The 6,894-nt window shown below is 73.7% G+C and carries 7 protein-coding genes; 6 read left to right on the top strand and 1 reads right to left on the bottom strand.

Annotated elements, in window-relative coordinates; genetic code table 11:
• Positions 1-30 precede the first annotated feature (30 nt).
• The gene (locus RM555_RS25435) at positions 31-867 is read left to right on the top strand and encodes a TIGR02452 family protein (RefSeq protein WP_311414110.1); all 837 of its coding nucleotides are present in this window, start codon (positions 31-33) and stop codon (positions 865-867) included.
• Between the two features lie 43 nt (positions 868-910).
• Here the strand turns inward: RM555_RS25435 and RM555_RS25440 are convergent, their stop codons facing one another.
• Positions 911-1,441, bottom strand: a complete 531-nt coding sequence (locus RM555_RS25440) for an SRPBCC family protein (protein WP_311414111.1) — start codon at positions 1,439-1,441, stop codon at positions 911-913.
• A 268-nt stretch (positions 1,442-1,709) separates the two neighbouring features.
• Here RM555_RS25440 and RM555_RS25445 point away from each other — a divergent pair, with 268 nt between their 5' ends.
• From RM555_RS25445 to RM555_RS25465, 5 genes are all read left to right on the top strand, one after another.
• Entirely contained in the window at positions 1,710-3,035 is a 1,326-nt protein-coding gene (locus RM555_RS25445; protein WP_311414112.1) for a flavin monoamine oxidase family protein, read from the top strand.
• A gap of 162 nt (positions 3,036-3,197) precedes the next feature.
• Positions 3,198-4,574 carry an FAD-dependent oxidoreductase gene (locus RM555_RS25450; protein WP_311414113.1) on the top strand — a complete coding sequence of 459 codons (1,377 nt, stop codon included), beginning with the start codon at positions 3,198-3,200 and terminating at the stop codon, positions 4,572-4,574.
• A 140-nt stretch (positions 4,575-4,714) separates the two neighbouring features.
• Positions 4,715-5,695, top strand: coding sequence for an AraC-like ligand-binding domain-containing protein (locus tag RM555_RS25455; RefSeq protein ID WP_311414114.1), 981 nt, complete (start codon positions 4,715-4,717; stop codon positions 5,693-5,695).
• 100 nt (positions 5,696-5,795) lie between these two features.
• The gene (locus RM555_RS25460; RefSeq protein ID WP_311414115.1) at positions 5,796-6,230 is read left to right on the top strand and encodes a hypothetical protein; all 435 of its coding nucleotides are present in this window, start codon (positions 5,796-5,798) and stop codon (positions 6,228-6,230) included.
• 56 nt (positions 6,231-6,286) lie between these two features.
• The gene (locus RM555_RS25465) at positions 6,287-6,634 is read left to right on the top strand and encodes an SH3 domain-containing protein (RefSeq protein WP_311414116.1); all 348 of its coding nucleotides are present in this window, start codon (positions 6,287-6,289) and stop codon (positions 6,632-6,634) included.
• Positions 6,635-6,894 lie beyond the last annotated feature (260 nt).

Raw genomic sequence — 6,894 nt, forward strand, 5'->3', positions numbered from 1 at the left:
CCCCTGCCGGCGGCTGCGCCGGGTGCGCCGGTGAGCAGCCGCCTTCGTGAGATCGCCCGACAGACGGTGGCGATCGCAGAGTCGGGCCGGTACCGCGACAGCGCCGGCGACGAGGTCGTCATCGGTGCGCAGGTGCGGGCCGCGGTCGCCGGCACCTGCCACCACCTTCCCGACGGGACGCTCACGATCGGCGACACGCGGGTCGGGGCCGGCGACGTCGAGGTGACGTACGAGTCGACGTTGCAGGCGGCCCGCCGGCTCGGTCCGGATGCGGCGTGTCTGGTGTTCGCGTCGGCCAAGAACCCGGGCGGCGGGTTCCTCGGCGGGGCGAAGGCGCAGGAGGAGAGCGTCGCACGATCGTCGGCGCTTTACCCGTGCCTGCTCGCCGCGCCGGACTTCTACGTGTTCCACCGCGGCCAAGGCGACCTGCGGTACAGCGACCGGGTCGTCTACTCCCCGCTGGTGCCGGTGTTCCGCGACGACAAGGGCGGGCTCCTCGACGTGGCGTACCGGACGTCGTTCCTCACCGCCGCGGCGCCGAACCTCGGCGCGATCGTGCGCAACCAGCCCGCGCACGCCCCCGACGTGCCGGCGGTGCTGCGCCGGCGTGCGCGGCGGGTGCTCGAGGTGGCCGCCGCGCACGGGCATCGGACGATCGTGCTGGGCGCGTGGGGGTGCGGGGTGTTCCGTAACGACCCCGCCACGGTGGCGGACGCCTTCGCCGACGCGCTGCGGGTGGTCGACCGGTTCGACCGGGTGGTGTTCGCCATCCGCGACAACCTGTCGGGCACACCCGTGTACGGCGCGTTCGCAGAACGCTTCAGCACCTCCGCGCCGGGGCCGGCAGGCGACGCCCGTCGGGGTTGAGTGGTTCACCCCGCCGGCGCTGTTGAGCCCGCCGGCGCCGTGGTCAGCGTGGCTGCTCGGCGAGGTCCCGGATGCCCTGCAACGTGCCGGTCATGGCGTCTCGCAGGGCGCCCAGCCGGCGTGCGATGATCTGCTCCTCGTTCTCCGGGGCCCGGTCGATGACCAGGCTGAGCCCGGTGCGGCCGGGGCCGATCCGCACGGAGTGGGACAGCCGGCACCCGCCGTCCTCGGCGGTGAGGCGGTACTGCCAGCTGGCACCCGGTTGCGCGGGGTCGGTGGGGCCGCCGCCGAAGCGGTTGTCCGGGTCGAGCACGACCCAGCCGAAGGCCCGCGGCTCGTCGAACCGCACGATGTGCGAGATGGTGCGCCACTCGCCCAGCGCCGGATGGTGGTTGTGCCCCTCGAACCGGGCGCCGAGCGTCGGCCCCCGGCTGCCGTCCAGCCACCGCACCCGGCGCAGCTCCGGACTGAACCGCGCGGGCAGCTCGATGTCCGTGACCAGCTCCCACACCCGGGCGGGATCGGCTGCCACGTGCAGGTCGCACTCGACCGCCGGGCCGTCGACGTAGCGCACGGCATCCTCCTTCGTGTCCTTGACTGTCTTCCGGTCCGCGCACCGCAGCCACCGTCGTAGGACGGGCGGCCGCCGCACCGGACAAGGATGGCCCGTCCGGGCCGGCCGCGCAGCCCCGGCACGCTCATGTGTCTCGATACCGACGATCGGCGCGCATCGAGACGGCCGGCGGTCGATCCGCCCGATCGCCGGGGCTGCACGCCGCTCCGCCGGCTGCCGCGATCCGGCGTCGCGGTCATGGCGGCGGCGTAAACGGGTATGCCGTCGCATGGGAACCGAGGTCGCCGTGGTCGGTGCCGGCTTCTCCGGGCTGGCCGCCGCGCTCGCGCTCGCCCGCGCCGGGGTGCGGACGCGGGTGCTGGAGGCGCGCGACCGGGTGGGCGGGCGGGTGCTCACCCGGTGGCTGGCCGACGGCACCCAGCTCGACCTGGGCGCCCAGTGGGTCGGCCCCACCCAGGACCGGGTCAACGGGCTCCTCGCCCGCTACGGAATCGCCACCTTCCCGTCCGCGGCGCACGGCGCGTCGCCCGTGATCTTCCCCGACGGTCGGCACGCCGGGGCCCCCGAGGCCGCCGCGCGGGTCCTCGACCTGCTCGACGCGTACGCCGAGCGGGTCGACCCGGTCGCGCCGTGGGCGGGAGCCGAGGCCGCCGAGTGGGACCGTACGACGCTGGCCGGCTGGCTGCGTACGGCGGCGCCGGACCCGGCCACCGCCCGGTACCTCGGGCGGCTGCTCGCGGGCGGGCTGCTGGCCGCCGGCCCGGACGAGATCTCCGTGCTCCAACTGGCGTTCTACCTGCGCTCCGGCGGCGGCAGCCGGGCGCTGCTCGCGATGGCCGGCGGCGCGCAGCAGGACCGGATCGTCGGCGGACCGCCGGTGCTTGCCGAGGCGCTGGCCGCCGCCCTCGGCCCGGACGCGGTGCGGCTGTCCACGCCCGTGCGGGCCATCGCGCAGGACCGTACCGGCGTGGTCGTGCACACCGACACCGACCGCGTCGAGGCGGACGCGGTGGTGGTCGCCGTGCCGCCGACGCTGGCCGGCCGCATCCGGTACGACCCACCGCTGCCGCCCCTGCGCGACGCGCTCACCCAGCGGATGCCGATGGGCTCGGCGATCAAGGTGCACGCGGTCTACCCGGAACCGTTCTGGCGCGCCGACGGCCGTTCCGGCGTCGCGTTCTGCCTCGCCGGGCCGGTCACCGAGACGGTGGACAACAGCATCCCGGCCTCCCCGCGCGGGGTGCTCACCGCGTTCAGCTACGGCCCGGAGGCGAACGCGCTGCGGCGGATGCCGCCGCAGGCCCGGCAGGCGAGCCTGCTCGACGCCCTCGCCGCCGTGGTCGGGCCGGCGGCCCGGCGGCCCGAGGAGTTCGTCGAGTACGACTGGTCGGCGGACGAGTGGACGCGCGGTTGCTTCTGCGGGGCGCCGACCCTCGGCTCCTGGTGCGGCTACGGCCCGGAGCTGCGCCAGCCGGTGGGACGGGTGCACTGGGCCGGCACGGAGACCGCCACCCGGTGGGCGGGGTACCTGGACGGGGCGATCGAGGCCGGCGAGCGGGCGGCTGCGGAGATCCTGGCGCGCACGGGCGGCTGACCCGCTCGGCCACCCCCGCGAACCTCCTCGAAGGCGGCCGATGTCTGTGCGACGATCGTCGGGCGTCGTGCCGACCGGTCCGTCCCGCCGGTCCGCCCACGCACCGGTCTCTGGCAGGCATGCGGGAAGGCTCCCCCCACCTCGTACCCCTTGGAGAGCATGATGTCCTCGTCCCCGGCGCGGGTCCTCGCCGCGCTGAACGCGGTGCGGCCACCCGACCAGCCGTCCCCGGTCATCGGCAGGGCCGTCGTGGTCGGCGGCAGCGTCGCCGGGCTGCTGGCGGCCCGCGTGTTGTCCGACTACGCGGAGAGCGTCGTCATCGTCGACCGCGACGATCCACACGTGACCGGCGGTCGGCCGGGTGTGCCACAGGGATCGCAGCTGCACGCGCTGCTGCCCGGCGGCTTCCTCCAGCTCGAACGCCTGTTTCCGGGATTCCGCGAGCGGGCCGTGGCCCAGGGGGCGATCGAGGCGCCACCGGCGGCCCGGCGGAACTACCTCGACGGCCGGCTGAAGGTCGTCGTACCCGACGACGCCGACAGCCTGGCCGGCACCCGGCCCCTCCTGGAGGGGTTGATCCGCGAGCAGGTGCTGCGGCTGCCCAACGTCAAGACGGTCACCGCCCGCGCCACGGGTCTGGTGTGCGACGGCGGCGTGGTCACCGGCGTCCACTGCGAGGCCGGCGGGGCGACGGGCGTCGAGTCGGGTGACCTCGTGGTGGACGCGATGGGACGCTCGAGCAGGCTCTCCGAGTGGTTGGAGCAGGCCGGCTGGGACCGGCCCGCCCTGCGGCGGATGACGGTGGACCTCAACTACGCGACCGCGCTGTTCCGGCGCCGGGAGGCGGCACCGGAGGCCACTGTCGTCCTGGCACTGCACACCGCCAGGATGTCGTCGGACGTGGCCGGCGCCGCGTTCTTCGCCCGGGAGGACGGCCGGTGGATGGCCATGATGGCCGGCTACGGCGCCAACCGCCCGGGTCGCACCGCGGACGACTTCGTCCGCCGGCTGCGGGAGCAGTTCCCGCCGGAGTTCGGCGCGCTCGCCGCGAACGAGATGCTCGGCGAGGTGCAGACCTACCGCCACGCCGACAGCCGGCGGCGGGACTTCCACGGGCTGAGGCGCCTGCCGGCCGGGCTCGTCAGCGTCGGCGACGCGGTCGCGTCGTTCAATCCGGTGTACGGGCAGGGGATGACGGCGGCGGCCCTGCACGCGGCCTGCCTGTCGGCGTACCTGCGGTCGGGCCCGGACCTGGGCGCGCCCGCGCGCCGGTTCTTCGCCCTGCAGAAGGTCGTGGTCGACGTCGCCTGGTCGATGTCGACCTCCGCCGACCTGGCGCTGCCGCACGTCGACGGGCCCTACCCGCGCGGCTACCGGCTCTCCAGCTGGGCCAGCAGGCAGATCGTCTCGGCGACCGTCACCGACGTGCCGACCGCCCGACGCTTCAACGAGGTCGTCTCCATGCTTGCGCACCCGAGCTCGCTGGCCACCCCCGGCGTGCTCCTGGGCGCGCTGCGTGCCAACCGACGGGCCCGCTGACCGAGCCGTCCGCCGCCCCGGACGCCCGCGTCCGGGGCGGCGCCGCGCGTCCGGTCGAGGATCCCTCGGCGCGTTCGGCGTGGCCGCTGGAGACGGGTTAATCGGATGGGCCCGGCCGTGTCGGTCACTATGGTTGGTCGATGGACGTTGTCAGCACCGCCGACGTCTCGCCGGGTGACCGGTTCGCCTTCTGGCGCGAGGTCAGCGGGAAGCTCTGGGTGCCGTACGACCTGGCCCGGGAACGGCAGACGGAAACCGGCTTCGAGGCGCGGGTCGGCATCAGCGAGTTCGGCGCGGTGCAGGCGACCCTGATGACGACGACGGCGCACTCGGTGCGCCGCACGCCCCGGCTGATCCGGCAGGCCGACCCGGAAGTGTTCAAGGTGAGCTGCCTGGTCAGTGGCAGCGGCACGCTGACGCAGGACGGCAGACGCGCCGATTTTGGCGCCGGGGATCTCGTGCTCTACGACACCTCGCGCCCGTACGTGGCCGAGCTCCGGCCGGACGATTCGACGAGCCGGATGCTGCTCCTGCGTTTCCCACGGGCGCTGCTGCCGTTTCCTCCCCGGGAACTGCGTGAACTCAGCGCCGTCCGCATGTCCGGCGCCCGCGGCGTCGGCGCGCTGTCGTCGCGCTTCCTGCTGCAGCTCGCCGACCAGATGGACGAGCTGACCCCGGCCGAGACCGCGCGGCTGGCCACCCTGACGCTCGACGTGCTGATCGCGGCGTTGGCCGACGCGCTGGACGCCCGCAAGGTCGTCCCCGCGGACACCCGCCGGCGGGCGCTGACCGCCCGCATCCGCGCCTTCATCCACGACCATCTCGGCGACCCGGACCTGACCCCGGACGTGATCGCCGCAGCGCACCACATCTCCGTGCGCTACCTCCACAAGCTGTTCCAGCAGGAGGAGCACACCGTCGCCGGCTGGATCCGCGAACAGCGCCTCGAACGGTGCCGACGCGACCTCGCCGAACCCCGGCTCGCCGCCCGCACGATCAACGCGATCGCCGCCCGGTGGGGCTTCACCACCGCCGCGCACTTCAGCCAGGCGTTCCGCGCCCGTTACGGCCAGTCGCCCACCGAGTTCCGCCAGCGGCTCCGCACCGTGCACGGAGACTAAACACCTGTGCGCCCCGCCGCAACGACATGAGTGGATGCGGCGGGCAGTCTCGTCTCAGGTAGTCGGCTCATCCGAAGCGACAGCACTGAGAAGGGAAATCATGCGCTCGTGGGCAAGGAAACTCTGCCGGGCCACCGCCGTGGTCCTGGCCCTCGCCATGCTGCCGGTCGTGTCCGGCACGGCGCAGGCCGCCGACGTGGCCTACAACCAGAAGAACCAACGCCTGGAAGCCAGGCCGAACAGCGGGATGCCGATCGCATCGGTCAGCCGCGAGATCACGTTGCAGGACGGCACCTACGGCTGGTGGACGTTCCCCACATCGGCACCGTGCCAGACCTACACGGGCCGCATCCTGCCCGGCACGTACACCTGGACGGACCAGCTCTGGCCCGGGGTCCCCAGCGTCGGAACCTACCGGCACCACAGCTACCTCACGGAGGAGGACGGCGGCTGGTCGTACCACATCCAATGTGACTTCCAGCTGTCCGCCACCGGTTCGTACACCTGGGGCAGCGGTCTCGACCCCCACTTCTGACACCGCAGCCCCCGGCCTGAGCTGACAGTTCCGTCACATCGTCAAGGGAGATCCGCATGAGACTCGCACGAATGTCGATGGCCGCCGTCCTGCTGGGCAGCGCCGCCGTGCTGGCGGTCGCCGCTCCGGCCCAGGCGTCCTGCCCACAGGGCATCGCCAGCTTCGAGCCGCAGGTCAACGGCACGTTCGCCGGGACCGGCATCAACATCCGCACCGGACCCGGCTCCGACTGCACCTCGCGTGGCCACGGCCAGCCCGGCCAGACCGCGACGTTCCGCTGCTGGCGGACCGGGCACGACGGCGCCCGCTGGACCTACCTGCACAACCGCGCGACCGGCGTGTCGGGCTGGTCCCGAAGCGACCTGCTCTCCGGTGGAGGCGCCACCGTCTCGTGCGGCATCTGACCCGCAGCGCGCGAGGGGCCTCCCGAGGCGACGTCTGCCTCGGGAGGCCCCGCCCCGGTCAGTCCGTCAGGTCCACGGCGGTCCGAGAACCGGCGCCCCCGGCCCGGAGCCGCGACACAGGAACCCGAGCCACCTCAGAGGGTGGTTTCGCCGTTGAGGCCGAAGAAGTCGTGCCATTTGGTGCTGGGGTTGAAGGTGGTGCCGGTGGAGAGTGCGACGTGGACGTCGTTGGTGGTGCCTTTGGTGAAGACGATGATGTC

The sequence above is a fragment of the Micromonospora reichwaldensis genome (assembly GCF_031845925.1).
Lineage (GTDB): Bacteria > Actinomycetota > Actinomycetes > Mycobacteriales > Micromonosporaceae > Micromonospora > Micromonospora reichwaldensis.